The 251-nt window shown below is 57.8% G+C and carries 1 protein-coding gene; it reads left to right on the forward strand.

Annotation, left to right across the window (positions count from 1 at the left end; translation table 11 throughout):
* Window positions 1-228 (forward strand): hypothetical protein (locus KMS84_RS44755; protein ID WP_256921643.1); only part of this gene is annotated, 228 nt, incomplete at its 5' end.
* Between the last annotated feature and the right edge of the window lie 23 nt (window positions 229-251).

Genomic DNA, 251 nt, shown 5'->3' on the forward strand with positions numbered 1-251 from the left:
GGCCAATGGATGCTCACTGCCCTGATCGAGACTTGCGGCCAGGCGCAACACTTCATCCTGAGTAAAACCGAGTACGGCCTCGACGCTATGGAACGCTGGTCGACCTTCAGTGAGGGTGCCAGTTTTGTCGACTATCAAGATGTCTATCTTGCGCAGGTTTTCGATGGCGGCGGCATCGCGAAACAATACGCCGCTGCCAGCAGCCTTGCCGGTGGCAACCATGACTGACATCGGTGTCGCTAGGCCAAGGG

It is taken from the genome of Streptomyces hilarionis (genome assembly GCF_024539675.1).
Taxonomy (GTDB): domain Bacteria; phylum Actinomycetota; class Actinomycetes; order Streptomycetales; family Streptomycetaceae; genus Streptomyces; species Streptomyces hilarionis.